This is a genomic window from Anaerostipes stercorihominis, assembly GCF_057535655.1.
Genome location: NZ_BAAJCL010000016.1, coordinates 1 through 25115, shown reverse-complemented (window position 1 = coordinate 25115; position 25115 = coordinate 1). Strand labels below are relative to the sequence as shown.

The window sequence follows — 25115 nt, the reverse complement described above, 5'->3', positions numbered from 1 at the left end:
TTACTTCTGTTTTTTATATTCTTCTATAATTTCCACACCAGCGCTTGTTCCAAGCCGCTCAGCTCCTGCTTCCACCATCGCCAGCGCTGTTTTTAAATCGCGAATTCCACCTGCTGCTTTTACCTTCACTTGATCTCCGACCACAGATTTCATCAATGCAACATCCTCCACAACAGCTCCTCCGGTTCCAAATCCGGTGGAAGTTTTAATAAAATCCGGTTTGACCTCTTTTGCAATCTCGGCAACTTTGATCTTTTCCTCCTCTGTCAAATAGCAGTTTTCAAAAATCACCTTGGAAATCACATCGGCATTTCTGCAAACTGCCACAATCTCTTCCATCTCCTTTTTTATGTAATCATAATTTTTATTTTTCAATTCTGCCACATTGATTACATAATCAATTTCATCCGCACCTTTCTCAATCGCATCTTTTGTCTCAAAAACTTTACATTCTAAGGTTGTCTGCCCTAGCGGAAAGCCGATGGCTGCCCCTACATGTACCGGACAGCCCGCTAATTTTTCTTTGCACCTCCGAGTTTGTGCAGGATTGATCGCTACCATTTTGAAATGATACTGTCTCGCCTCATCGCACAGTTTCTGAAACGCCGCGTCATCCGCAAAAGCCTTTAAATTTGTGTGATCAATCATATTTGCCAACTGTTCTGCTGTTACCATAGCTTTACCTCATTCTTTCTTCGTTTTATTTCATTTACTTTTATTTATATTTTCATTTTACATCGTTTACTTTTATTTGTCAAGCAGTATTTATGACTACCAGAATGTTCGCAAAACGCTTTATGATATGAAAAAGTGAGAATTCTCCTATATCATGAAAAAAAGAGCATCATCCGGTTTCCAATTTTCCAGACGATCCTCTCTTTTTCAATGTTCAAAAAAGTGTATCAAATTATATAATTGGTATTTAAAATCGGCAGCTTTTTTTATCTGCTACCAAAGATTTTTATAAATTTCTTTCACATCCTCCGCAGTCATCGGTTTTCTTGTGTTTGACGGACTTCCGCTTTCCATAGCGTCTGCCGCCATTTTATCAATTACCCCGAAAAATTCCTCTTTCTCAATTCCGTATTCTTCCAATGTCGGAGTCTCCAATTCTTCACAGATATCCACTACTGCCTGAAGAAATTTTTCACTGGCCTCCTGGTCAGAATCACTGTCTGAGGCTGCATTTATCGCTCTTCCAAGCTCTGCAAATCTATCGTAAGCACCATCCAATGCATAGGCGAAGCACTGTTTTAGCAGCATTGCATTGGATAATCCATGCGCCACATGGAACAGCGCACCGATCGGACGGCTCATCCCGTGTACCAAGGTTACCGATGCATTATTAAATGCAATTCCTGCCTCCAACGCCGCAATGGACATTTGCTCTCTTGCCTCCACATTTTTTCCGTCGTGGAAGGCGATCGGAAGGTACTGAAAAATTCTTTTGATTGCAGATAAGGCAAAGGTATCAGATAACGGCTGCGCCATTTTCGATGTAAAGGCTTCTGCCGCATGTGTCAATGCGTCCAATCCGGTTGCCGCTGTAATTTTCGGCGGAGCTGTCATGGTAAACTGCGGATCAATAATCGCATAATCAGGCATTAACACCGCGCCTTTTAACAGCATTTTTACATCATGCTCCGTATCCGTAATAATGGTAAACTGCGTTGCTTCGGATCCTGTACCCGCTGTGGTCGGAATTGCAACCATTGTCGGAAGATCTCCTCCAATCACCGTTCCCATATAATCAGAAATACTTCCGCCATTTGCCGCCAAAGCCGCAATAGCTTTCATAGAATCAATCGGACTTCCTCCTCCCAGAGCGATCAGAAAATCACAGCCCTCCTCCTGATACAGATTTAATCCATTGTTAATCATAGTATCTGTAGGCTCTCCATTGATTTCACTGTAAATTGTAAATTCAATTTTCTGGTTCTTTAAGGCTTCTTCGACTTTTTTGCAATTTCCAAGCTCTACCATGACTTTGTCGGTTACAATGAGAGCTTTTTTCCCTAATAATCCAAGCTTTTCCTCCGCCAGATCCAAAGCCCCTTCCCCGGTAAAAATATTTCCAGGCGCGATAAATTCTCTTGCCATTTTTCTTTCCTCCTGTTCTTTTTATAACTCAAATATGTAAACATCAAGCCGTACCAAATGAATCCAATACGGCTGTCAATTTGATTTTTTAAATTTCTGCGTCATGCAGCCATACATATCTTTCATCTTCATTGCGATCTGTCTGAAGCCACGGATTTCCATCCAGATGCCGGATCATCCAACAGGTATACATCTGATAACCGGGAGCAACTGCCTGAGGATGAAGTTCTCCTCCCGGTATTGCAGAAAAGCTTCCGTCAACACTTTTATAGACCTGATCGCCTACAAAACTTGCCCCAAATCCTTCCGGACGGTCAAACTTAAAGTAATATGTTTCCGGCTGCGGATGTCTGTGCGGAAGGTAACCGGACCAATTTCCTTTATCATTCAATACCTCTCCCAAAACCATATTGGAATACGGCGCAATATCATGATCGAAAATTGTATTGACACGTCGTTTCGCAACATTTCCAAACTTCCCAACACAGGAATATCCCCAAGGAGCATCTTCCGGATGATATAGCTTTGCTGCGAATTCTGTATCATTTTTTGTGGACTGTACTAATATTTCACTGTCGGTTTTTGCCTCAACACGAACTTTGGTTCCGGTACACACATGAGCGCACCATGGTCCTTCTGTAAAGACATCTTTTCTCGATGCCTCCACAGATTCTCCATTCAAATGATAAATCAGATTTCCACTTAACAACAGCACCGCTGTCTCTTCACCTGATTTTTCAAAACTCTTTCCTTCTCCTGCCTTCATGCGATAAACACGAACATCCATCAGCATATCTTTATACTCATTGTCATACGTTGTTAAAATCTGTTCTCCGTTTTCATTAAATTCAGGATAACCAAATACTTTCTTCATCTCCAAAACCTCTTTTCTAGTAAGCCCTTGCTTCGCTTCTTCCCTGCATCACGCCTTCACATGCTTCTCTGACGCTTTCCTTTTCAGAAGTCGTTGCAATTCCTACATTCCACCATGACTTGTATCCGTCTGTCATCGTTTTCGGAATTACTTTCAAGTCGAAGAGACATGCGATCTCCTGTTTCTTAGCATCTTCCAGAGCCGCTTTTAACTCATCCACCGTCCTGCATGTATAGGATTTTAATCCATAGCCCTCCGCTACCTTTGCATAATCTACCGGAATTAAATCTCCGCAAGGTTTATTTCCTTCCCGATAACGAAATTCTGTAGCCAGAGAACCGATTCCATGATTCATCTGCAGGTTATTGATGCATCCGAATCCACAGTTATCAAATACAAGAATGTTTGCTTTCTGTTTTTCCTGAATCATTGTCATAATCTCACTGTGCAGCATCTGGAAGCTTGCATCTCCCACAACTGCATAAACCTCATTGTCAGGCTCTGCAAGTTTCACTCCCAAAGCTGCCGCAACCTCATATCCCATACAGGAATACCCGTATTCTGCGTGATATCCGCCGCGTTTGTCTGTTGTCCATACGCGCTGCATACAGCTTGGAAGACTTCCCCCTGCTGTGATAATGGTTGCATCCTCATCAATCACTTCACGGATTGCCGCCAATGCAGCTGTCTGTGTAATCAAACCTTTGGTTAGTTCAACAAATTCCGGAATTGTTCTCGGATCCATATTCTGAATCATCGGCTCAAAGTTTTCATCATATTGATATTCCGCCAAACGTTTCATCTCTTTGACCCATACCGCTTTGGCTTCTTCAATTTCACCGCTGTAAGAAGAAACATATCCTATCTTTCTTAATGCTTCTGTCAGCGCTTTAACCGTAACCTTTGCATCTCCTACCGCTTTCACTGAATCTAATTTGTAAGCATGATATCTGCTGTTATTAATTGAAACAAATTTTACATCCGGATTTGCAAATTGTCTCTTGGAACCTGTGGCAAAGTCCGACATTCTGCTTCCGATCGCAATGACAACATCTGCATCTTTTGCCAGTACATTGGACGCATAAGTTCCGGTCACTCCAATCCCTCCTGTGCAATACGGATGACTGGATTTGCAGGCGCTCTTTCCTCCCTGTGTTTCTCCAAATGGAATTTGAAACTCTTCACAAAAGGCTTCTACCTCTTCTCCCGCTCCTGAATAGCGGACGCCTCCTCCTACAATCACCAGAGGCTTCTTTGCCTTTGCAATGACCTCTGCAACATCTTCAATTTCCTCTTCTACCGCCACCGGTCTTGTGATTTTGTGCACTCTTTTTTCAAAGAAATATTCCGGGAAGTCAAAAGACTCACCTTCCACATCCTGACACAAACCAATGCAGCATGCTCCTGTTTCTGCCGGATCTGTTAAAACCCGCATTGCATTGATTAACGCCGTCATAATATGTTCCGGTCTGGTCACTCGATCCCAGTATTTGCAGACCGGTTTAAAAGCATCATTGGTTGTGGTGGACAAGCTGCTGCTCTGTTCCAATTGCTGCAAAACCGGATCCGGCTGTCTGGATGCAAACGTATCTGCTGGAAATACTAAAAGCGGAATATTATTTACCGTTGCAGTCGCACATGCAGTCACCATATTGGCTGCTCCGGGTCCCACGGAAGAAGCACACGGAATAATCTTTTTTCTATTGTTTTGCTTCGCATAGGCAGTCGCCACATGACACATTCCCTGTTCATTTCTTCCCTGAAGTACCCTCAGATTTCCCGGATTGGTATCCAGCGCTTCTCCCAATCCCACTGCAATTCCATGTCCGAAAATGGTAAAAAACCCTTCGACAAATTTTGTTTCTTCTCCATCCATTGACACATACTGATGATCCAAAAACTTTACAATCGCCTGTGCTACTGTCATTCTTATTGTTTTTGCCATGTTCCCTTTCCTCCCGTTCCATCTAAACTCTGGCAATCATTTCGCCATATTTTTCTTTTGTTTCTTTGATAAAATCTTTTACCTGCTGTGGATTCGGCAGCTCCTCAGAACAGGAGTTGCTTCGCACCATCATAGATGCTTCCGCAGAACCAAATTCCAAACAGTCAATAACTTCCCATCCTTGATAAATTCCATAAAGGAATGCAGAACCATAACCGTCTCCGCCTCCAAACCCCTTCCTTGCATTGACCGGAAATGGTTTGATTGAAAAATTCTGTCCATCCGCTGTATAAGCAGTGGAGCCTTTCATTCCATGCTTTATCACCACAATTTTAGCATTGTATGCGTGCCATGCAGCTGCTGTCTCCTCATCACTTCTTCCCGGCTGAACCAATTTCTCAGTTAAATCAAACTCTTCTCTGGAACCCATAATAATGTCCGCTTCTCTTGCCACCATAGAATAATAAATGGAAATTTCATCCTCATTTTTCCAATTGTATTCCCGATAATCAATATCAAAGATAATCTTTGTATTATTTTTCTTTGCCAGCATCACAGCTTTTAAAGCGGCTTCTCTGGAAGGGCTCTCCGCCAATGCAGTTCCTGAAATTAAAATAGCCTTAGAATTTTTAATATAATTTTCATCAATATCATCTACAGATAACTGAAGATCTGCGATACAGTTGCGATACATCAAAATGCTGCTTTCCTTCTCTGAAAGCATTTCTGTAAATGTAAGACCAAGTTTTTCTCCGTTGGTACATTTTGTAATATGGCTTGTGTCGATTCCTTCCTTTTGAAAAAAGTTTACCACAAACTCTCCAAACTGATCATCGGACACTTTTCCCAGAAATCCTGCTTTTAACCCGTGTCTTGTAACACCCACTGCAATATTCGCCGGAGATCCTCCCACATACTTTTTAAAATTTCTTACATTTTCCAACGGTCCAAAAGGTTCTTCCTCTGATGGATTAAAATCAATTGCGACTCTTCCCAACAAAATCAGGTCCATTGGTCTTGTTTCGTCAAATTCTACATATCTCATACTGCGTCCTCCCAAATACTATTCTTTCCCGTTATTTGCGTGTTAAAGTGTGCTTTTTTGTTTTATCTCTTCTATTTATGTGCTTATGATATCATGCACGCCTTTTGTGTGCAAGCACTTTTTTATATTTTTCCCTTTTTTATCACAATGCATAAATTTCTTATTTATTTTTGTGCAAATTGTACATATTTTTTGTCAGAAACATTCGTTCGCAGCGTGCTTTCAACATATTAGCACGCCGCCAGAACAAAGTAAACAAGTCTGGCTCGAACTCTCTGAATCCCTCAATCCTTGAGGGGTGCCGGACATCTTGCAGATGTCCAGCACCGACCGAAATGAAATGCAGACCTTGCTCCGCTTTGCGTGCCGATGTGCTGCTGCGAAAACAGTTTTCCTAATTAAAAAAGCAACACAGCAGATAATCATCCACTGTGTTACTTTGATCTTTTCTTATACATTATATTTATTTTTAATCTTAATATCTGTGTAAACGTACTCTTCATCAATCGTTTCATTCCGCCTTAACAGCTGATAAAGCAGGATCGGCGGACGATATCCCTGTTCATAACCCTCCTGATCAATCAAAAAATCATATTGATCCTCTTTCAAAGCTTTGATATTATTGGGCGTTGCATCATAGACAATCACATAGGGTCTTTTTCGCTGTAATTTCATCTCTGCAAACGCCATACAGACACCCGCCTGTCCTCCAGAGACAACCAAAACTCCGGCAAGGTCCGGAGCAATTTCCATCGTATTTTTTATAATCTTTTCTACCTCTTTTGTATCATCAAAACTACTCTGAACCCCTAAAAGTTCAATTTTGGGATACGACTTTTTCATTTCCTGAATAAATCCATCAACCCGCAGACTGTTTACACTGTTGGTAAAGAAACCTGTAATAACAAGTATTTTTCCCTCCCCCCGGGTGAGCATCCCCATCAATCCTGCCGCGGTTTTGCCGCTCTTCATATTATCCAGTCCTACAAAGCAAGTACGCTTCGTTCCAACAATATCTGAATTAAAAGTGATCACCGGTATATTTTTTTCTTCGATCAGCCGGTTGATTCGCTCCCTGATCGGTTCCGATTGTACAGGCATAATGGCCAGCCCGTGAATTTCCTGAGCCTCCAGCTTCTCTATTGCACGCAGCTGTGCTTCTTCATCAATACTGTCAATCTCCTCAATGAAAATCTCCGCTCCCAGCCCTTCCAGCTCTTTTTTCGCCTGCTTGATTCCCTCATGAATGGGCGCTGTAAAAGAGGATTTTGCCAGCTGGGTAATAATTCCCAGCCGTACCTTTTCCTCTTTTCGATGGGTTCTCTTTTTTCGATTGGATTCGTATCCCATATCTTTTGCGATTTCACGAATCTTCCTCGCTACTTCCGGATTAATTCTTCCTCGGTTATTTAGAGCACGATCCACAGTTCCTCTGGATACCCCCGCTTTTTCTGCAATTTCTTTAATTGTTCCTGCCATGTGCTTTCCTCGTTTCTTTTTACTCTTATAATATGGCACACATTTTACACGCATTTTCTTTAGTATACATGATTTGGCAGCATCCGTCCAGTAGAAAGAACTTAAAACCCATCCGCCACGCTTCTGAATCCTTCTCTTTATAGTTCCCCTCGTTTTTCCCTTTCTGTCAATTCTTCCATAATCTTCGGATACTTCCGGTCTAAACGGTATAAGAATAATGTAATGCCGCATACAATCCACACAATCATCGGACCATATTTATAAATATTGATGATCATATCAATGGCACTTCCCGGCTGTATGGAAGCTCCGGATGCCGAACTTACATATTGCTTTTTGCCTCAATCTGCACTTTTTCTTCACAGCATAAAAAACAAATGATTAAAAGAACCAGGGCAATGCCTGCCCACAATGCCATTGTTTTTGCCCATGCCCACTGATCATTTCCAAAAATCTTTACAACCGGCATCGTACAAGTAACCGCCAGAATTCTTCCAAAAGGCGAAACACCCATCCGAACAATGCTTAACATATCCCGCTCCGAAGAAATCCTCGTCATCATTGCAGACAAACTGCTGTAAGGAAGATTAATGGCTGTATAACATACGGTTGTCACAAAATTATAGGTTACAAACATATATACATTCCAAACACTACATTGCAGGCTACGTCTCCCCCTCCCATCGCCAAATGCTAATAGATAGTTGCATCCGATTTCCCTCTGGCGTTTAACCACGGCGGATTGGCAATGTAGCGGCAGTCCTTCGTCTTTTTCTCGATCATTCCTGCCTGAAAATAAAAGGATTTGGTCCGAATCCTTTCTATTTTTTCCTTTTTCTCGCTCATGTCACAGCTTCCTCTCTTGTCACCTGTTTTACCCACTTCCATCCTTTGAGATGAAGCTTCACCGGAAGAATCTTATAAATCTGATCTGATTTCAAAATAAAAAATACCAAAACCGGAGATAAGCGAAAAACAAAAGCTGCCAGCATTGCACAGGGAACAACCACTCCCCACATACTGATCAAATTCATTTTCATGCTGAACGATGTATCTCCCCCGCCTCGAATTATTCCATTGTCGCACGCCATCTGATAAGAAGTTCCCACGGTAGTTACCGCCAGAATACAAAGAAACTGACTGCAAAGCGCCGATGCCTTTTCTGAAATATCATACAGAGAAAGAACCGGACCTCTCACGGCAAAAATCAAACACCCTGTCACAATCCCGATTCCAAGAAACAAAATTTCCAGCGTATGGGCAAGCTGTTTGAGTTCCTTCATATTGCCTTCCCCGATTGTTTTACCAATTACGATTCCCGAAGCGCTGGCTGCCCCATATGCCACAACAGAAATCACCTGAAATACCATAACTGCAATGGAGTTTGCAGCAATGACAAAACTCCCCAGGTGACCAAGCACAGCGGTCTGAATCATTTGTGCAATCCCCCACTGCGCCTGATTTAAAAGCACCGGAAAAGCAACCTTGAAATAATCTTTTTGATAAGAGCCATCGATCCACAGAAGATTTCTCCAATTTAAATTCAGACGATGTTCTTTATATTTTAGAAACATAATTAAAATGAGTAATTCCAAACATCGGGACACGAACGTCGCGTAAGCGGCTCCGCATATTCCCAATTCCGGAAATCCAAAATTCCCATAAATCAGACATTGATTGAGACAAACATTCATCACCAGAGTCGTACCGGAAACTAAATACCCCACAGATACAATTCCAATTGCCTGCAGTGATGCTGTCAAAATATTAGTCACTGTAAAAATTAAATATGTAAAACAAATGATCTGAAGATATTGACTCCCCGCTGAAATCACTGCCGGATCATCCGTAAGAAGTCCCAACATCTGGTTGGGAAAAAAGAAAACAACTCCAAACATTACTGCTGCCATGCCGGCACCAAATCGAAGCGTCACCCCAATGAGATGTCGGATCGGCTCCAGCGTTCCTTTTCCCCAATACTGACTGCCCAGCACGACGACTCCCTCTCCTGCTCCGACCACCAGCATCTGCAGAAGAAATTGAAACTGATTGCACAAAGCCGCACCGGAAAGCGCTGTCTCACTGTAGGCGCCAAGCATTACATTGTCCGCAAAATTTACGCTATATACGAGAAAATTTTTCAGCGCCAAAGAAAGCGCCGAACCTGCGAAATATTTATAAAATTTCGTTTCCCGAATCATTGTTTCCTCCTAACGGCAGCAAAACACCTCGATATGATGTTTTACATTTTCATAGGTACCGCGAACCATCGCCTCATTCAAATCAAAATAATTGTGAGATCCCTCCGATGTCAAATAAGACTCTGCTTCTTTCGTAAGACTCTGAAAGCTTGCGGTTGCAATATTTACTTTTCGGATTCCCAGTGAGATCGCTTTTTGGAAATCCTCGTCCGAAATTCCACTGCCTCCGTGGAGCACTAACGGAATTTGCACTGCCTTTTCAATCTGTTCCAACACTCCGAATTCCAATCGCGGCGCCACCGGATAATCCCCATGTGCATTTCCAATCGCAACAGCCAAAGCATCCACTCCGGTTTCTTCACAAAATACCTTTGCATCCCCCGGATCTGTACAAAGAATCCCGTGATCACTTTTTCCATCCTCGCTTCCACCGACCAAGCCAAGCTCCGCTTCCACCGTTGCCCCGTACTTTTGCGCCATCACAACCACTTCTCTGGTCTTTGCAATATTATCTTCCAGAGAATCTCTGGAGGCATCCAGCATCACGGAGGTAAATCCATACTCCAACGCCTTTTCAATTGTCTGCAGAGTCAATCCATGATCCAGATGAACTGCCACATCCACCTTTGCTTCTCTGGCAGCCTGCTGCATCATCGGTCCCATCAAATGAAGAGGAGAGTGCGAAAGCCGTACCTCCGCAATCTGTAAAATAATCGGGGTATTCATCTCCTCTGCTGCCTGAATTGCTCCCTTGACCATCTCCATGTTTCCTACACTAAATGCTCCGCAGCCTCTGTTTTCCTTTTGTGCCTGATGAAGCAGATCTCTCATTTTTACTAACGCCATGATTCTCCCCTCTTTTCCATATAATCAAGAATTAATTGTGCTGCTGCCTCCGGAGAAATCTTTGCCATATTGATTGCCAAATCATAATTTTCCACATCTCCCCAGTTTCTCTGTGTATAATAATTATAATAAGAAGCGCGTCGTTTATCTTCTTTTCTCATTTCTTCCGTCGTCACTTCCCTATTTTCCACCTCTGACAGATGTTTCTTCCGAAATTCTTCGTCTGCATAAAGATAGACAGAACAAATTCCCGGCACATCCCTTAAAACATAATCCGCACATCTTCCAAGAAATACCCCGGATCCATAATCCGCAAGTTTTTGAATGACTTCAGACTGTTCCTTAAACATTCGATTGTAGACTGGAATATGCCCTCTTGTTCCAAGCATAATATTAAGTCCTTCCATATATTTGGAACTTTTCTCGTAATTCAAACTTTCCATAAATTCCTCATCCAGAGTATCAATTCCAATTCGATCGGCAGCCAAACATAAGATATCTCGGTTGTAATACCAAATTCCCAATTTTTCCGACAAAATTTCCGCTACTTTCGTTCCGTTGCTTCCATATTGCCGACTGATCGTAATCGTTATTTTATCCATTCTTATCCTCCTTTTGCACTTGCGTGTTATTTGCGTGCTAAAATTTATTCAACATAGTTTCTTTGATGTTTTTATATTATCACACACTTAATTAGTGTGCAACAACTTTATAAATTTTTTACGCACGCATTTGCACACACCGAAAGAAGCAGTCTTTCGCGCGAAGGAACTATAACTCCCCTTTTGACTCCCTCTCATATAATTCTTTCATAATCAAAGGGTATTTTCTATCCAGTTTGTAGAGCAGGGCAACCACTATCACTAAAATCCAAATTACAATGGGAATGATAATATAAATCCCTAAAATTGCATGAATTACTGATTTCGGCTGCACCACAGACGCTCCGGAGGAAGAAATATATCCGCAAAAACTAAGAATTCCTGAAATCAGTGCCGTTGCTGCCCCCATGCCTACTTTAGCGCCCACAGATCCTCCGGAAAAAATAAAGCTTTCCTGACGCAGATGTGTTTTCCACTGACCGAATTCTACCACATCGCCAATCATACCAAAAATAAATGCATTTAACGGCGCCTGCCCAATCCCTCTTAAAATTGTTGTAAATACGCACCATTGAAAATTGTACGGATGGAACAAAAAAAGAAGCTGGGATGCCAAAACAAGCACTCCCCCTGACAGAATGGCTTTGCTTTTGGATAAGTGATTTAATAACAGCGGACAGAAAAAAATTGCCGCCATCAATACAATCGTCTCTACAAAGTATAACGTACTGTACATCCACGTATCGTTATGAAAAATATATTTACAATAATATGGAAGAATAGTCCCGACCACCGTCTGAGTTGTTCCCTGAAAGGTCCAGAGCAATAACACTGCCCAAAAATACTGATTTTTCCCCATAGCTTTTAAATTCTCTTTCAAAGGAATTTTCTTCCGGCGGTCCAACGCCTGAATCTGCACGGTTTCTTCACAGCGAACAAAACAAAACACCAAAAGAACAAAGGCAAGTACCGCCCAGAGGCTCATACATTTGACCCATGCCATCTGATCATCTCCAAAGAATTTTACCAGCGGCATTGTAAGACTTACCGCAAGAATTCTTCCCATCGGCGACATTCCCATCCGAAATACACTCAATAAATCCCGTTCTTTTGAGTTTCTCGTCATCATTGCCGATAAGGATCCATACGGCAGATTGATTGCAGTATAACAAACCGTCGTGCAAAAATTATAGGTTACAAACATATAGATAAACTGTAATGTTTCTGAAGTGTGGGGCACTGTAAACAGCAGGATTCCCCCAAGCGCATACGGAGCAGCCATCCACAAAATCCATGGTCTGGACTGTCCCCATTTTGATTTTGTCTTTGAAACTACATACCCCATTACCACATCCGAAAATCCGTCAAAAATTCTCGATATCAGCATCACCAGACCTGCCAGAGCGGCAGTCACTCCAAGATAATCCGTATAAAACGTCAAAAGCAGCGTACTTATCATCCCATAGACAATATTGCATGCCACATCTCCGCTTCCATAGGCAATTTTCGTAAAAACGCCGATCTTCCCATCCTTTGAACTCCTCTGCATGAAGCATCACCTCTTCTTTCTTTCAAGCAGCGGACATGTCCGCCTCGAACTTTTCATATGATGAAAAAAAGACATTCAGCATCTGTTAAAACAGGGAATGTCTTTTTTGTGATAGCGATGAGCCAAAATCCGAGCTTGCCCGAGACCTTGGAGACCGCTTACAATATATATTCTGCTATCTAAAACCTGCTTTTCTTAGATTTTCCCGTCCGCATTTTGCAATTGGCAGCGGCACATCAAAGGATTTTACCGGGAACAAATCCTGTTCCACAACCACCCATCCGTCATATCCCTTTGTTTCCATTGCCTGATGAAGCTTCGCAAAGTCAATACTTCCTTTCCCAGGCTCAATCATAATATTTTCTGTCACTGCCTTTGCGAAAGACCAATTTTCCTGTTCCATTTTTTTCTTTACTTCCATGTCACAATCTTTGATATGAATATACGGAATTCGGTCTGCATGCTTTTCATAAAAGGAAACAGGCTCTCCTCCGCCGTAAACATGATGTCCCGTATCCAGGCAAAGTTCCACCGTCGTTTTTTCCAAAAGAGATTCTATTTCCTCCTCTGTCTGTACATGGCAGTCTACATGGGGATGGAAGGTTCCCACCAATCCGTGTTTTGCCACATGATCGGCAGCTCTTTGGACATTCTGACAATATCGATCCCACTGTTCGGCTGTCAATTTCGGTTCCATGACATATTCACCGGTTTCCAAATCCGTATACATACTTGGAAGCAGAACAATATATTTTGCCTCCGGAAAATCTTTTAACAATGCCGCAATCTCATCGATTGTCCTGCACATTTCATCCACAGATTCATCATTCAGGAAATCTCCCCCTACCGTTCCTGCCACCAGAGAAAGATTGCGTTTTGCCAACTCTTTTTGAAGCTCAGGATTTGTATTAGGGAAATATCCCCAAGGTCCTAATTCCACACCGTCATAGCCCGCTTCTTTCATTTCGTCCATACAACGGTTCCAAGGTGTCTGTTTTTCATGCTCCGGAAACCATACGCCCCATGAATCCGGTGCAATTCCAACTTTTATTGCCATTTCCTTTTCCTCCTTTTCTTATTTTACTTCTACCCATTCATTGCTTTGTGCAGATTCTAAAACAGCCGCGACTGTGCGGTCAATCTTATATCCGAACTCAAAATCACATGCGTAGGATGCTCCCTGAGTGATTGCTGCAAACAGCTCATGTACCTCCAATATTTTCATATCGTTGTAGGCAATTGAGATACCGCCTGCCGGCTGGAATGCAGAATAGCCTTTATGTTTCGGATTTAAAAGTACGGTGCGGAAGCCCCGGTCTGCTTCTTCATCAGAATGGAAGTATACCTGTACTTCTCCCATTCGTTCCAAATCATAGTGTACGGATCCCTTAGTTCCCTGAATTTCATAAGAAAGATAATTTTTACGTCCCGTTGCCACACGACTTGCCGCGATTGTTCCAATTGCACCGTTGGCATACTTTGCCATAAAGGTAATAATATCTTCATTTTCAACTTCTGCCAGCTCTTTAGAACCCGGCGCCTTCGGTCGTTTTGGAACTACCGTAGCTGTCATTGCATTGACCTGAGCAATATCTCCCATAATAAACTGAGAAACACTGAGTAAATGAGATCCAAGATCCCCAAGTGCGCCGCACCCTGCCAATTTATTTATATGTCTCCATGTAATCGGAAGTGTTTCATCTAATAGCTGATCCTGATCATACGTACCTGTAAATCTCATGATTTTTCCCAGTTTTCCACTCTGCACCAGCTCTCGTACATAAGCGTTTGCCGGATTCATCGTGTTATTAAATCCAACATAATTGATCACCTTTTTTTCAGCAGCCAGCCGAGCAAGCTCTTTGGACTGTTCGGCAGAAATAGACAATGGTTTTTCACAATATACATTTTTTCCATTTTCAAGCGCTGCTTTTGCTACCTCATAGTGGAACGCATTAGGTGTTGCAATATCAACCAGATCAATCTCCGGATCGGTTACAAGCTCCATCCAATTTGTCGTCCTTCTCTTAAATCCGATTTTATGCTGCGCCTCCTTTGCGCTTTCTTCGTTGGTGTCTGCTACCATTTCAAAAACCGCGGTCCCATATTCCGGTCCGAACAACATCTGCGCATCCAGCAAAGCGCTGCTATGAGCCTTGCCCATCCATCCTGCTCCTACAAGTCCAATACGAATTTCTTTCATGCTACATACCTCCATTTTATATTATGCAAAAATCAACATCCAACATAAGTTTGCATCCGATTGATGTTTAAAGCGAATTTCTTATGTTTGACTGTATTATATCTACTTTTCTCCCCGATGTCATTTCAACCAATTCGCTACTTTTATACAAAAATAACTCTCTTTTGAAGTTTGAATTTCACTCTTGTAAAAGGAAAATTTATTTGATAGATTAAAAGAAAAAAGTATTTTCAAAATACATATGGAGGTTTTATGAAAATTGTTGATAAAGGCGTGCTGGATCCTTCTTATTTAGATTTTACAATTCCATCTGATTTTGCTCGAAACCATCTTTACTGGGTTCCCCAATACGGACGTTTTTACTGTAATCAGGATTATTCAATTCAACGTTCTTATCTTGATCTCTTTCTTTTCATCTATGTTATAGACGGCTCCCTGCAGGTTGAAAGCAGAGGAGATACTTTCACTGCACAGAAGGATCAAATTGTACTGCTGGATTGCCATTATCCCCATACTTATTTTTGCACTGCATATGCCGATATTCTATGGTTTCACTTTAACGGAAATAACAGTCAGGCATATACCAATTATCTGTTTGACAAAAACGGAATCTTATTTTCCGGAGAACATATCCCGCCATTAAAAACTTATTTTCAGGCTGTAATTTCCGGTGCCAGTTCTACTGTGATTCATGAACATCAAATCTCATTAAATATCACAAGAATTTTGTGCAGTCTTGCCGCACCGTCTTCCTCTGCCCATCCGGCCGGACATCCGTCTTTGGAGCCAGTCCTTTCGTATATCCGAAATCACTATGGAGAGGAGCTAAGTTTAGAACACCTTTCTTCCCTCTGCGGATTAAGCGTTTCTCACTTTATACGTATCTTCCGAAAGTACATGGAATGTACGCCCCACGAGTATTTGTTATCTTTCCGTCTCCGTCAGGCAAAACAGATGTTATGGTCCACTTCCGATTCAATTGATGAGATCTCCGTTCTCTGTGGTTTTCACAGCGCTTCTCATTTTGCAAGGGCCTTTCGTAAAAAAGAAAAAATGACGCCAACTCAATTTCGCAATATTGAATTTTAATGGTTTTAAACACAGCAAAACCTAACAAAGAATCCAGTGTTTGCTTCCACCGGATCCCTTTGTCAGGTTTTCTTGCTGCCGAAACTGTCTTTTCGGTTTCTTCTATTTTTCTTCTGTCTTCAGCATTACCTTCGCCTCTCGGTCCAACAATTCTCTGATAAGCTTAGGATATTCTTTATCTAGGTGATAAAAAAGCAAGATCACAATCATAAGAATTCCGAGAATGGTTACTCCATAAATAAACAAATTTGAGATTGTTTCTAACGTATGTGCGCTCTGCACAGAAGCATTTCCATTGTAGGCATTGGCTTCCATAATAAAGCCAATGAGCGCCGATCCGATTCCCTGTCCGAACTTTTGACCGGAAGTCGTCGCAGATTGAATGGCACCTGCAGTTCTCAGTCCTGTCTTCCACTGTCCATATTCTATGGAATCTGCGATCATTGTAAAAATCATTCCGAGAATCGGCGTCATCCCGATTCCCCGAAGCAATCCTCCGAATGTCACCAACGCAACACTTTTCGGATTGATCAAAAGAATTAAGGAACCCGCAATAATAAAACATGCGCCAAGCATACACCAGTTTCTCTTACTCATCAGATGCATAGCTTTTCCCAACAGCAGGGTTGCCAAAATTGTAATTCCATAACACGCTGTATTTACATTTCCGACAATGGTTGTATCTCCCACAATCCATTTACAATAATATGTTGCCATTGTCCCGGCAAACGTCTGATACATTGCAAACGCCACAAAAAATAAAAACAAAAGGATAAAATATTTATTACAGAAAAGCGCCGGAATTGCTTTTGACAACGGAATCTGTTCTCCTGCCGCATCATCTTTTACTACCACGCGCTCTCGCACATTTACAAAACAAAACAGCATTATTGCCGCTGCTATACCTAAAAAACTATTTGCAAAAGAAAAAATTGCCGGACACTCAAACGAAAACAACTGATATTTCGATTGTGTGTTCCCAAAATATTTAATTGAGTAAGCCCGGTCTTTGGCTCATCGCTATCACAAAAACCGATTGCATATACCAAAAGTACAGCAATCGGTTTGATCTTTTTTCTTTATTGAACAATAAAGCGTTCCAATGATAGAAAGCTATTACAGTCCTGTTTTTTCTCTGATAAATGCCCGGGCTTTCATTGCATATTCCAGCGGATTGGCTTTCGCCGGATCCTGCTCTGCTTCCACCAGCATATATCCCTCATAATCATGATCTTCCAACACTTTGAAAATCGGGTCAAAATCAATACATCCATCCCCCGGAACCGTAAAGGTTCCCAGTCGGACACCGTCCAAAAAGCTTAGTTCCTCTTTTTTTACCTTCTCCACAACTTCTGAACGAAGGTCTTTTAAATGGACATGCTTGATTCGGTTGATATATTTTTTCACCATTTCCAGCGGATCTGCCCCGCAGTATGCAAAATGTCCGGTGTCAAACAGCAGACTTACATACTCCGGATCTGTATGTTCCATCATCCGTTCTACTTCATCCGGATTCTGCACTACTGTTCCCATATGGTGATGGAAGGTTAAAGAAATCCCGTATTCTTCCTTGGCAATTTTCCCAAGAGCATTCATTCCGTCACAAAATCTCTTCCACTCTTCATCATTCATCACATATTTGTGCCCGAAAATCGGTGTGTTCTGCTGTCCCTGTACGCTGTAGCTTTGTTCGGAAGCTCCGATAATCTTTGCTCCCATCGCTTTTAGATATTCCAGCTGACTCCGGAATTCCTGTTCGACTTCCTTTAGTGGTTTTGTAATTAGAAAAGAGGAAAACCATTGATTGCAAATCTCTATCCCCCGAAGATCCAATGCCTTTTTTAACTCCGCCGGGTCTTTGGGATATTTGTTTCCCACCTCGGAGCCCGTAAATCCAGCCAATGCCATTTCACTGACACACTGCTCAAAGGTATTTTCCGCTCCCAGGTCCGGAAGATCATCATTGGTCCACGCAATTGGTGCAATTCCTAATTTTACTTTATCTTTTTTTAACATATTTCTTCTCCTTTTTGTGCTCGAGCACACTTCTTTTATAGTTCTCCGTTTGCCTCTCTCTTTGATAGATCCTGCATAATCCTGTCATATTTTTTATCCAGTCGGTACAAAACCAAAACAACAATCACAGAGATCCATACAATCATCGGCCCCACTTTATAAATATTCATAATCATATCAATGGCTGACTGCGGCTGAGTTACGGCTCCCGCTTTGCTTACATATCCTCCAGCTGCCAAAAGCTGTGTCAGCACCGCTGCAGTCACTCCGTTTCCGATTTTTGTTCCTACAGAACCAATGGCAAAAATAAAGCTTTCCTGTCTTAAATGTGTCTTCCACTGCCCGAATTCTACAACATCGCCCAGCATTCCGAAAATAACAGAATTTAATGGTGCAAAGCAGATACCTCGAATAATACAGCAAGCCAACAGCCAGTAGAAATTTGCCGGCTGAATCAAAAACACAAATTGTCCGATCAAACAGCCCACACAGCCAATCAACGACATATTTCTTTTTCCAAAATGCCGCAGCAGAACCGGACTGCACATGGTCGCTCCGATCAGCACCAGAGTTTCCACCAAATATAAAACACTGTACATCCATGTATCATTCCCCAGAATATATTTGCAGTAATATGGCAATATGGTTCCTGTAATACTTGTAATGACATTTTGCATCATCCAAAGAATTAGCACTGCCCAAAAATACTGATTTGTCACCAGAGCTTTCACAGTTCTTCCCAGGGGGACTTTCTTTACTTTCTCTTTTGCCTTGATTACAACCTTTTCCTCACAGTTCTTAAAACAGATGATCAGCATGATAAACGCCAGAACTGCCCAGATTGCCATTGTCTTTGCCCATGCTGCCTGATCATCTCCAAATATTTTTACCAGCGGCGTTGTGAATGTTACTGCCATAATGCGGCCAATTGGTGACAATGCCATTCGCACAATACTTAGCATATCTCTTTCCTTTGATGAACGGGTCATCATTGCAGACAAGCTTCCATATGGAAGATTTAGCGCAGTATAACAAATTGTTGCCGTAAAGTTATAGGTTACAAAAATGTAAATTAATTGCAGGTTTTCTACGGTATTGGGCACCGTAAATAATAAGATCGCAGAAATCGCATAAGGAATTGCCATCCACAAAATCCATGGCCTTGACTGTCCCCATTTGGAACGGGTTTTATTTACAACAAATCCCATGATTACATCAGAACATCCATCGAATACCCTGGATATTAACATAATCATACCGATTGCCGCCGGATGAATTCCCACATAATCTGTATAAAAAATTGTTAAAAGACTTCCGATCATGCCATATACAACATTACAAGCTGTATCTCCCAATCCATAGGATATTCTCGTTCTCCACGACAGGGGCTTCATCTGTTCCCCTTCCACTTCTCCTGTCATTTTCTCCATTCTATTCTCCTTTTATATATCCAGACAGCATTTTATTTTGTCTCTTTTCCTAAAACTCAATTTCAGAAATTTTTACAACTCTTCCTTCTTCTAATGATTTTTTCGCTGCCAATCCCATTAACACCGGTTTTAATCCATCTTCTACGCCCAGCGGTGTTTCCGTATTATGTTCGATGGCATCAATAAATTGTACCATTTCCTTTCCATAAGCATCCATATATCTCTGTAAGAAAAAGAACTGTGGTTTTTCTCCTGTAACTCCTTCTGCATTGCTGATTACCGCAGTAGAATCGGAATCATTTTTCATCTCTACCATTCCCTCAGAACCAAAGACTTCTGCTCTCTGATCATATCCATAAGCTGCTTTTCTAGAGTTGTCAATGACTGCCAGCGCTCCATTTTCCATTTTCAATGTGATAATTGCAGTGTCAACATCCCCTGCTTCTCCTATTTCAGGATCAACCAAAGTTGCCGCCTGTACATAGACTTCCTCTGCATCACAGCCTGCCAGGAAACGTACCATATCGAAATCATGGATTGTCATATCAAGAAACATTCCTCCAGACACTTTCACATAATCAATACTCGGCGGTTCCGGATCTCTGGATGTAATTTTAATGATATGAGGGTTTCCTACTTTCCCGTCGGCTACCGCTTTCTGAACAGCTTCAAAGTTATGGTCAAAACGACGGTTAAATCCTACTTGATATTTTAATCCGGTCCCTTTTAATGACTCAATGACTTCTTTAATTTTTTCCACATCGTGATCAATTGGTTTCTCACAAAAAACATGTTTTCCTGCCTTGATTGCCTCAATGGAAATTGGAGAATGTGTATCGGTGGAAGAACAAATAATCACCGCATCAATTCCCGGATCCGCAAGAACTTCCCGATAGTCCTTTGTTGTATATTCTGCTCCACATTCTTTTGCTTTCCGATCTGCATCTGCACTTAAAAACGGATCTGCCACTGCTTTGATTTGTGCATTTGGTACTCTTGTAACAATACTGTTCATATGTACTTGCCCAATTCTTCCTGCTCCGATAATTCCTACTTTTACCATAATAAAATCTCCTTTTCTATTTGTTGTGTGTTCGAGCACATTCTTTATGTTTTGTATTATATCATCATGTGCTCGAACACACAACCGGCAAATTTCCTAATCTTTCCTTTTCATTTTTGTATATTTTGCACAAAAGGCAGCCAAATCTGCTGCCTTTAAAGATTATACTTTGTTTTAATAACAATGTCGGTAAACAAATATTCCTGTATCGGAGGTTCATTATTAAAAAGTAAACGATACAATACCATCACAGATTCATACCCTTGAAAAACGCCATCCTGTCCGATGGCAATCTTTAACTGTCCGCTCCTCAATAACTGGTAATTCTGATCAGAAAGGTCACAGGCAATAATTTTGGATTGTCCCTGTCTTCCCATTTTTTGAATTCCATCGCAAATCCCTTTCTCTCCGTGACTGGTTATATAGATTCCGTCTAAATTTTCATGCTTTTTTAATATTCGCATCATAATTTGTTCCGATATTTCATCTTTTTCCATACAATACTCTGTATCCAATAATATCGTCTCGGGAGACAAAAGCTGCATCTCCTGACAAAATCCCTGGACTCTCCGGCTCAGAGATGTATTACTCTTAATTCCTGAAATTACTGCTACTTCTCTCGGTTTGCCGCCAAACAAGTCGCACATCAGTCCGGCTGCCGTCTTGCCGCTTTGAAAGGCATTTTGCCCCACAAAACAAATTCGATCTGTATTTGTAATATCTGCATTTAAAGTAACAATGGCAATTTGATCTTCCTTGGACATCCGATTGATTTCTTCCCGGACTCTGTCATCATCAATGGGCATCAACGCCAACCCCTTTATCCCATGATTTCGGAACTCTCTCATAGCATAAATCATCTGATCTACATTCCCATAATCCACCAGATGAATATAAACAGTGCCTCCAAAATTCTCCACTTCTTCTTTGGCTTTGGCAATTCCCTTTGTGACTGTTTTATAAAACGGAGTTCCCGTATTCTGAATAATAGCGCCAATCTTAATATCTTCTTTCATTTTAATTAATGCACGCCCCAAAAGATTAGGTTTGTACCCTAATTCATCTGCAATTCTCCGAACACGTTTTTCTACTTCCGGGCGTACCTTTCCCCGATTATTCAAAACCCGATCCACAGTACCCCTCGATACTCCGGACGCCTCCGCAATTTGACGAATTGTAACTTTCATATAGACACCTGCTTTTCCTGATCTTTCTGCTTTAAGTATACCTCTTACATTCCCCCTTTTTCAAGGAAATTTCTCTGGAACAAAGCGCTCAAGTCCACCTTAAGTTCCCTGAATCGCTCAATCCTTGAGAGACTTGCTCCGCTTTGCGCGGAGCATTTTATGATATAGGAAAGTGAAAACTTTCCTATATCATAAAAGAGGAGATGCATCCGTCATTCCTGACACACATCCCCTCATCTGCACATTTTTTATTTTATTCCCTGATTCCTGCCAAAATACGAAGTGCATCCTTTAATTCTTCCCGCTCTTTCTCCGGTATCACAGACATGACATCCCTATTCACATCTTCTACAGTACCAAGAATCGGCTCTCGAAGAGCTTCCCCCTTATCCGTCAGCACAACCTCAATAAATCTGCGGTCCTCTTTGCTTACCTGACGCTCGATGAGTCCTTTTTTCTCCATACGTTCCAGGACTCCGGAAATCGTAGAGTTTTCTAATTGAAGCTCTGCGGCAATCTCTTTCGGCTTGTTCTTTCCACCCTCCCAGAGACAATACATCACTCCGTACTGTACCGGCGTTACATCAAATGGATCTAATCTTGTACTCATCTCCTGAAAGACTTTGTGCTGTGCAGTTGTCAATAAATAATTAATACATTGTGTTAGTTCCAATACTTCTCTCCTTAAATACTTCGTATACTACATACGGATTAGTTTACTGTTCTTTCTCCTAATTGTCAAGAATATTCGATCAAAATCACCGGAATTGCCAAAAGGCACATTCCGGGATTATATGCGATTGCCAGGGTCTCGGGCAAGTCCGGACCTTGGCTTATCGCTATCACAATAAAAGAACTGCCGAATCGTTTTATTCTGCGATTCGACAGTTCTCTGAAAAGGAATTACCATTTGGGCTTAACGGAACAGTGCTCCACTCACGATCAATTTCTGAATTTCATTGGTTCCTTCATAGATCTGTGTAATTTTAGCGTCACGCATCATTCGTTCTACATGATACTCTTTCATATAACCGTTTCCTCCGAGCATCTGAACCGCTTCTGTTGTTACATGCATTGCTGCTTCCGTACAAAGATATTTTGCTTTTGCAGCCGGAAGAGAATATGGTCTTCCCTCTTGTTTGTCTGTTGCTGCTTTATAAAGCATCCATTTTGCTGCCTCAATTTCCATTTCCAATTCTGCCATTTTAAATGCAAGATATTGATTTCGATACAATGGTTTTCCGAACTGCTCTCTTGTCTTTAAGTATTCTTTTGCAATTTCAAAAGCTCCCTCTGCAATGCCCAAGCCCTGTGCTGCAACGCCAATCCTGCCTCCGTCTAAGGTTTTCATCGCCAGTTTAAATCCCTGTCCGGAATCTACAATCATATTCTCTGCCGGAATTCTGACATTTTCAAGAATCATCTCAGACACCTGTGCAGAGCGAATTCCCATTTTATCCTCAATTTTTCCAACACTGAATCCAGGGGTTCCCTTTTTTACAACAAAGCAAGATAATCCCTTTGCCTTTTTCTCCGGCTCTGTCAACGCATAAATTGCGGTATAATCTGCCAGAGGTCCATTCGTATTAAAGCATTTTAATCCGTTTAACACATATTCATCGCCATCTTTTTCAGCAACGGTGACACATCCGCCGGCATCTGAACCTGCATTTGGCTCTGTCAGTCCAAAGGAACCGAAACATTTTCCCGCCAACACTTCTTCCAAGAATTCCCGTTTCTTTTCCACTGGCGCAGTAGAATTCATAATGCTTCCACCGTAAAGAGAAGTTACAACGGAGTATCCGATTCCCATGGAAGCATCAACTTTGGAAATTTCTTCCACCGCTAATACATAAGAAAGATAATCTCCTCCCTGTCCTCCGACTTCTGTTGGATATGGAAGACCAATCACCCCCAGTTCTCCCATCTTATGAAACTGTTCTACCGGAAATTCACTGTTCGCATCTCTTTCTAAAACCCCCGGAAGTAACTCTTCTCTTGCAAAATTTCTCGCGGTTTCCTGAATGGCTGCCTGCTGCTCTGTTAATTCAAAATTCATAACACAATCTCCTTTACCTTCTTCTTTTTTATTGGCTCCTCCTCCGAAAAAGTCAGAATCCTGCACCATCCCAACTCCTCGTGTACTAATAGTTTGTATGCTAATTATATGACTTTTGTTATATTTTGTCAATACACTTTTCAAATTTTTATTTAGATTTTACAAATTTTTCCGTCGGATTTATAGAAAGTATATAAATTTACCAAATAATATTGACAAATTAATAACGATATATTATATTAAACCTATCAAGTTATTCGCACGCTAATTATTCGTGTTTAAAAAAGTGCGTGCGGCTCATAATTATATTTTAACGTTCTAAATCTAAGGAGGAGTTATTATGAACAATTTATTAATGGAAGTCGAAAATGAGATTGCTGTTGTAACAATCAACCGTCCAAAATCTTTAAATGCCTTAAATAGCGAGACACTGGCTGAACTGGATCAGTGCTTTTCCGAAATTTCTGAAAGAAAAGACATCCGTGTTGTCATCTTAACAGGATCCGGCCAGAAAGCGTTTGTTGCGGGAGCCGATATTTCAGAAATGGTAAATGCAACACCTGCCGAGGGAAGAAAAATGGGAATGCTTGCAAAAGAAGCATTTTTAAAATTAGAAACAATGCCTCAGGTTACCATTGCTGCTGTAAACGGATTTGCTTTGGGCGGCGGATGTGAAATCTCCATGGCATGTGACATTCGCATTGCTTCTGACAATGCAAAATTCGGTCAGCCGGAAACCGGTCTTGGAATTCTTCCGGGATTTGGCGGAACACAGCGTCTCCCTCGTTTGGTTGGAAAAGGTCGGGCAAAGGAATTAATCTTTACCTGTGATATGATTGATGCACAGGAAGCTTACAGAATCGGTCTTGCAAATAAGGTAGTACCACAGGCAGAGCTTATGGATACCTGCAAAGCAATGGCAGAAAAAATCATGTCCAAAGGAAGCTATGCAATTTCTCTTGCAAAAGAAGCCATCAATACAGGAACAGAAACAGATCTTGCAAGCGGTTTGACTTTAGAGGCTGATTTATTTGGACTTTCTTTCTCTACTGATGATAAAAAAGAGGGAATGACTGCATTCTTAGAAAAACGGAAAGCAAATTTAACTGATTTCTAATTTTACATACGCAGGAGGAATAAAAATATGTCCAAAGTAAAAATTATGACAGCTACTGAAGCTGTAATGATGGTAGAAGACGGAATGACCGTCTCTACCAACGGCTTCGTAGCATGCGACCTTCCGGAAGAGCTTACTTCCGCTTTAGAACAACGGTTTTTAAATACCGGTTCACCAATCGAGTAGGAGAAATTCCTCTTAGGCGAGAAATTTCGACCTCTCACACCACCGTACGTACGGTTCCGTATACGGCGGTTCAATCAACTTAACAAGTAACACACCTTGTGGTGTAGTAATCTAACATTGAGAC

At 41.5% G+C, this 25115-nt stretch carries 25 protein-coding genes; 3 read left to right on the top strand and 22 right to left on the bottom strand.

What is annotated here, in order from left to right; all coding sequences use genetic code 11:
* The 15 genes from deoC to AC27EF_RS11995 all read right to left on the bottom strand — a co-directional run bounded on the left by deoC (position 1) and on the right by AC27EF_RS11995 (position 14844).
* Positions 1–675 (bottom strand): deoxyribose-phosphate aldolase, encoded by a 675-nt coding sequence (deoC, locus tag AC27EF_RS12065; protein ID WP_487111034.1) that lies wholly within the window; start codon positions 673–675, stop codon positions 1–3.
* A 273-nt stretch (positions 676–948) separates the two neighbouring features.
* Positions 949–2100: an iron-containing alcohol dehydrogenase gene (locus tag AC27EF_RS12060; protein WP_487111033.1), complete on the bottom strand. Its 1152-nt coding sequence runs from the start codon at positions 2098–2100 to the stop codon at positions 949–951.
* A gap of 88 nt (positions 2101–2188) precedes the next feature.
* On the bottom strand, positions 2189–2974 hold the full coding sequence (locus AC27EF_RS12055) for a 5-deoxy-glucuronate isomerase (RefSeq protein WP_487111032.1): 786 nt from the start codon (positions 2972–2974) through the stop codon (positions 2189–2191).
* A 16-nt stretch (positions 2975–2990) separates the two neighbouring features.
* Positions 2991–4919 carry a 3D-(3,5/4)-trihydroxycyclohexane-1,2-dione acylhydrolase (decyclizing) gene (iolD, locus tag AC27EF_RS12050; protein ID WP_487111031.1) on the bottom strand — a complete coding sequence of 643 codons (1929 nt, stop codon included), beginning with the start codon at positions 4917–4919 and terminating at the stop codon, positions 2991–2993.
* Between the two features lie 22 nt (positions 4920–4941).
* The gene (gene iolC, locus AC27EF_RS12045) at positions 4942–5964 is read right to left on the bottom strand and encodes a 5-dehydro-2-deoxygluconokinase (RefSeq protein WP_487111030.1); all 1023 of its coding nucleotides are present in this window, start codon (positions 5962–5964) and stop codon (positions 4942–4944) included.
* Between the two features lie 450 nt (positions 5965–6414).
* On the bottom strand, positions 6415–7443 hold the full coding sequence (locus AC27EF_RS12040; RefSeq protein WP_487111029.1) for a LacI family DNA-binding transcriptional regulator: 1029 nt from the start codon (positions 7441–7443) through the stop codon (positions 6415–6417).
* Positions 7444–7580: 137 nt separating this feature from the next.
* Positions 7581–7721 (bottom strand): hypothetical protein, encoded by a 141-nt coding sequence (locus AC27EF_RS12035; RefSeq protein WP_487111028.1) that lies wholly within the window; start codon positions 7719–7721, stop codon positions 7581–7583.
* A 44-nt stretch (positions 7722–7765) separates the two neighbouring features.
* Positions 7766–8080 (bottom strand): MFS transporter, encoded by a 315-nt coding sequence (locus tag AC27EF_RS12030; RefSeq protein WP_487111027.1) that lies wholly within the window; start codon positions 8078–8080, stop codon positions 7766–7768.
* 56 nt (positions 8081–8136) lie between these two features.
* Positions 8137–8289: a hypothetical protein gene (locus AC27EF_RS12025; RefSeq protein ID WP_487111061.1), complete on the bottom strand. Its 153-nt coding sequence runs from the start codon at positions 8287–8289 to the stop codon at positions 8137–8139.
* Complete coding sequence (locus AC27EF_RS12020) at positions 8286–9644, bottom strand: MATE family efflux transporter (protein WP_487111026.1); 1359 nt, start codon at positions 9642–9644, stop codon at positions 8286–8288. The genes AC27EF_RS12025 and AC27EF_RS12020 overlap by 4 nt, the downstream gene beginning before the upstream one ends.
* A gap of 9 nt (positions 9645–9653) precedes the next feature.
* Positions 9654–10490: a class II fructose-bisphosphate aldolase gene (locus AC27EF_RS12015; protein WP_487111025.1), complete on the bottom strand. Its 837-nt coding sequence runs from the start codon at positions 10488–10490 to the stop codon at positions 9654–9656.
* A complete protein-coding gene (locus tag AC27EF_RS12010; RefSeq protein WP_487111024.1) occupies positions 10481–11092 on the bottom strand; it encodes a cytidylate kinase-like family protein in 612 nt (203 codons plus the stop codon). Before AC27EF_RS12010 ends, AC27EF_RS12015 begins: the two co-directional genes overlap by 10 nt.
* A 169-nt stretch (positions 11093–11261) precedes the next feature.
* Complete coding sequence (locus tag AC27EF_RS12005; protein ID WP_487111023.1) at positions 11262–12641, bottom strand: MFS transporter; 1380 nt, start codon at positions 12639–12641, stop codon at positions 11262–11264.
* A 175-nt stretch (positions 12642–12816) separates the two neighbouring features.
* Positions 12817–13698, bottom strand: coding sequence for a sugar phosphate isomerase/epimerase family protein (locus AC27EF_RS12000; protein ID WP_487111022.1), 882 nt, complete (start codon positions 13696–13698; stop codon positions 12817–12819).
* A gap of 18 nt (positions 13699–13716) precedes the next feature.
* Positions 13717–14844: a Gfo/Idh/MocA family protein gene (locus tag AC27EF_RS11995; RefSeq protein WP_487111021.1), complete on the bottom strand. Its 1128-nt coding sequence runs from the start codon at positions 14842–14844 to the stop codon at positions 13717–13719.
* Positions 14845–15096: 252 nt separating this feature from the next.
* On the opposite strand from AC27EF_RS11995, the gene AC27EF_RS11990 reads away from it, so the two are divergent.
* Positions 15097–15933 carry an AraC family transcriptional regulator gene (locus AC27EF_RS11990; RefSeq protein WP_487111020.1) on the top strand — a complete coding sequence of 279 codons (837 nt, stop codon included), beginning with the start codon at positions 15097–15099 and terminating at the stop codon, positions 15931–15933.
* 102 nt (positions 15934–16035) lie between these two features.
* Here the strand turns inward: AC27EF_RS11990 and AC27EF_RS11985 are convergent, their stop codons facing one another.
* The 7 genes from AC27EF_RS11985 to AC27EF_RS11955 form a co-directional block, all read right to left on the bottom strand.
* Positions 16036–16821 carry an MFS transporter gene (locus AC27EF_RS11985; protein WP_487111019.1) on the bottom strand — a complete coding sequence of 262 codons (786 nt, stop codon included), beginning with the start codon at positions 16819–16821 and terminating at the stop codon, positions 16036–16038.
* Positions 16822–17049: 228 nt separating this feature from the next.
* Entirely contained in the window at positions 17050–17949 is a 900-nt protein-coding gene (gene iolE / locus AC27EF_RS11980) for a myo-inosose-2 dehydratase (RefSeq protein ID WP_487111018.1), read from the bottom strand.
* Positions 17950–17984: 35 nt separating this feature from the next.
* Positions 17985–19379, bottom strand: a complete 1395-nt coding sequence (locus AC27EF_RS11975; protein ID WP_487111017.1) for an MFS transporter — start codon at positions 19377–19379, stop codon at positions 17985–17987.
* Positions 19380–19428: 49 nt separating this feature from the next.
* A complete protein-coding gene (gene iolG / locus AC27EF_RS11970; RefSeq protein WP_487111016.1) occupies positions 19429–20442 on the bottom strand; it encodes an inositol 2-dehydrogenase in 1014 nt (337 codons plus the stop codon).
* A 155-nt stretch (positions 20443–20597) separates the two neighbouring features.
* Complete coding sequence (locus AC27EF_RS11965; RefSeq protein ID WP_487111015.1) at positions 20598–21629, bottom strand: LacI family DNA-binding transcriptional regulator; 1032 nt, start codon at positions 21627–21629, stop codon at positions 20598–20600.
* Between the two features lie 253 nt (positions 21630–21882).
* Entirely contained in the window at positions 21883–22302 is a 420-nt protein-coding gene (locus tag AC27EF_RS11960) for a MarR family winged helix-turn-helix transcriptional regulator (RefSeq protein WP_487111014.1), read from the bottom strand.
* Between the two features lie 243 nt (positions 22303–22545).
* Positions 22546–23688: an acyl-CoA dehydrogenase family protein gene (locus AC27EF_RS11955; protein WP_487111013.1), complete on the bottom strand. Its 1143-nt coding sequence runs from the start codon at positions 23686–23688 to the stop codon at positions 22546–22548.
* Positions 23689–24028: 340 nt separating this feature from the next.
* Here AC27EF_RS11955 and AC27EF_RS11950 point away from each other — a divergent pair, with 340 nt between their 5' ends.
* Positions 24029–24805, top strand: coding sequence for an enoyl-CoA hydratase-related protein (locus AC27EF_RS11950; RefSeq protein WP_487111012.1), 777 nt, complete (start codon positions 24029–24031; stop codon positions 24803–24805).
* 27 nt (positions 24806–24832) lie between these two features.
* Positions 24833–24991 carry a hypothetical protein gene (locus AC27EF_RS11945; protein WP_487111011.1) on the top strand — a complete coding sequence of 53 codons (159 nt, stop codon included), beginning with the start codon at positions 24833–24835 and terminating at the stop codon, positions 24989–24991.
* Positions 24992–25115: the final 124 nt, after the last annotated feature.